Source organism: Nocardioides sp. (assembly GCF_034670285.1).
GTDB lineage: Bacteria > Actinomycetota > Actinomycetes > Propionibacteriales > Nocardioidaceae > Nocardioides.
Genome location: NZ_JAXMNS010000525.1, coordinates 1 through 2,084 on the forward strand (window position 1 = coordinate 1; position 2,084 = coordinate 2,084).

At 67.5% G+C, this 2,084-nt stretch carries 2 protein-coding genes and 1 pseudogene; 1 reads left to right on the top strand and 2 read right to left on the bottom strand.

What is annotated here, in order from left to right:
- Both VOI19_RS18555 and VOI19_RS18560 read right to left on the bottom strand, forming a co-directional pair.
- Positions 1-274 (bottom strand): annotated as a pseudogene (locus VOI19_RS18555) (cytochrome P450); the annotation flags it as partial.
- Positions 275-293: 19 nt separating this feature from the next.
- Positions 294-1,316: a class I SAM-dependent methyltransferase gene (locus VOI19_RS18560; protein WP_323794422.1), complete on the bottom strand. Its 1,023-nt coding sequence runs from the start codon at positions 1,314-1,316 to the stop codon at positions 294-296.
- Positions 1,317-1,327: 11 nt separating this feature from the next.
- Here VOI19_RS18560 and VOI19_RS18565 point away from each other — a divergent pair, with 11 nt between their 5' ends.
- Positions 1,328-1,951 carry a TetR/AcrR family transcriptional regulator gene (locus tag VOI19_RS18565; RefSeq protein ID WP_323794423.1) on the top strand — a complete coding sequence of 208 codons (624 nt, stop codon included), beginning with the start codon at positions 1,328-1,330 and terminating at the stop codon, positions 1,949-1,951.
- Positions 1,952-2,084 lie beyond the last annotated feature (133 nt).

The following is a 2,084-nucleotide window of genomic DNA, read 5'->3' on the forward strand; positions in this document are numbered from 1 at the left end:
CAGCGGTGGCCAGGACCTGCGGAAGGGTGCCGCCGCCGTCCATCGTGCGTTGGGTGACGGTGCCGTCGGCCTCGAGCGCGAGCACCTGGCGCAGGTGGGAGGAGAAGTCGTCCGGCCGTTTGACGGCCTCCTGCACGTCGTCCCACCGGGAGACCAGGTGCACGCGCGTGCCCTCGACGCGGTGCACGCGACCGGACTCGCGCAGACGTGCGAGGTAGGGGTAGGGATCCCGCAGGACCTCCGGGTCGAAGAGGTCGCCGAGCTCCGTGGTCACCCACCCAGCATGGCGCCTTTCAGACCTTCTCGGCCACGATCCGCCAGTTGAGGTCGGCGATCTTGGCCCGCTCTGCCTCGGTCCACGCCTGACCGCCCTTCTGGAGCAGGTCGAGCGACTCCTCGATCCAGGCCGGCGCGACCCGGATCTTTTCCAGACCCCGCACGAGTCGGCGACCGTGGAGGATCAGGTCACGCTTCTGCTCGCAGAGCGGCCAGGCCTCGCTCTTCGACGGTGCCGAGACGAGGATCCGGAAGCCGGCTCGCTCGAGGGCAGCGCACACGTCGGCCGGATACATCGACTGGGTCGCTGCCAGCGTGGGGAGGAACAGGCGGTGCAGGGCGACGTGCTCCTCGTCGTCCCAGTCGAAGTACGGCGTCAGGAGGTACTCCGAGCAGGCGTAGCGAGCGCCGGGCTTGAGCACCCGCGCCATCTCGTGTGCGTGCGCGTCCAGCTCGTCCTTCTTGAAGAACGGCCACACGGCCTGGAAGGAGAAGCAGCCGTCGAACGACTCGTCGTCGTAGGCGAGCGGGTCGTGGTGGTTGCCGATCGTGAAGTGCAGCCGGTCGCTCATGCCGGTGTGCTCGGCCCAGGAGATCGCATTCTCGATCTGGTCGGGATCGATGTTGTAGCCCGACACCTCTCCCCCGGTGAGGGTGGCGAGATGGTGCGAGATCCGGCCTCGCCCGCAACCCATGTCGAGCAGGTGCGACCGCGCGGGATCGTCCAGGGCGAGCGCCGCGAGGACTGCCTTCTCGGTCAGGATCTGGTTGTCGTAGAGGCCCTTGGTCTCGTCGAGCATCGGCGGGATGTAGAGCTTCTCGAGGTCGAAGATCGAGAGCATGTTGTTGAGGACCTTGTAGTAGTCGGCGACCGCCCTGGTCTCGTCGGCGGTCTCGGTCTCCTCACCTGCCTGCATGCGCTGGAAGAACCGATAGGCCTCGATGCACGCCTCCTTGTCCTCCTTCGGCAGCGTGGCCAGGCGTTTGAGACCGGTGATGGCGGTCCTGGTCCGGTAGGTGTCCCACATGTGTACATTCATACATCTAAAGTATGAATGTATGGAAGGGGGTCGTGATGGGCCATCACGGTTGGAACGGAGACCCACCGATCACCGAGGCGCTGGCGCGGGAGCGGCTGATCGCTTCCGCTGCCACGTGCCTCGACCGATCGGGAGCCGCCAAGGTCACCCTCTCCGACGTGGCGCTCGAGAGCGGTGTCACCCGGCAGACGGTCTATCGCTACTTCGCAGGGATCAACGAGGTGCTCCAGGCAGTCGCAGCCGGAGCGGCCAGCGAGTTCGTCGCCTCGATGCGAGCCCAGGTGGCCGGCTTCACAGCGCCCGTCGACGCGGTGGTCGAAGCCATCGCGTTCTGCCTGCGCGAGCTGCCTCGCGAGCCCCGGATCGGAGCGTTGCTCCAGCTCGACGACGACCTCTTCGGCCGCGGGATCACCTCGGTCACGGGATCAGCCCTCGGGACGGAGTTCCTTCGCTCGCTCGACGTCGACTGGGCCTCTGCGGGCATCGCCGAAGCAGAGCTCGACGAGCTCGCCGAGCTGATGCTGCGTCTCATCGGATCGTTGATGCAGTTCCCCGCCGCGACTCCACGCGACGACGACCAGGTCCGGGCGTTCGTCCGACGCTGGATCGGACCCGGCCTCGGGGTGGGGCACTGATCAGCGCGAGTCGAGGGCGCCGCGGGCGGCTGCCTCGCGCACACTCATCCCCAGCAGGGCCAGGACCGTGATGGGCAGGCAGAAGTACAGCAGCACGGCGCTGAGCTCGGGGAGCGCGTCGTGGCCCGGGGAG

Bases quoted from the DNA above. Each gene is read 5' to 3' on its own strand.
- VOI19_RS18560 (WP_323794422.1), bottom strand. From the start codon at position 1,316: ATGAATGTACACATGTGGGACACCTACCGGACCAGGACCGCCATCACC.
- VOI19_RS18565 (WP_323794423.1), top strand. From the start codon at position 1,328: ATGAATGTATGGAAGGGGGTCGTGATGGGCCATCACGGTTGGAACGGA.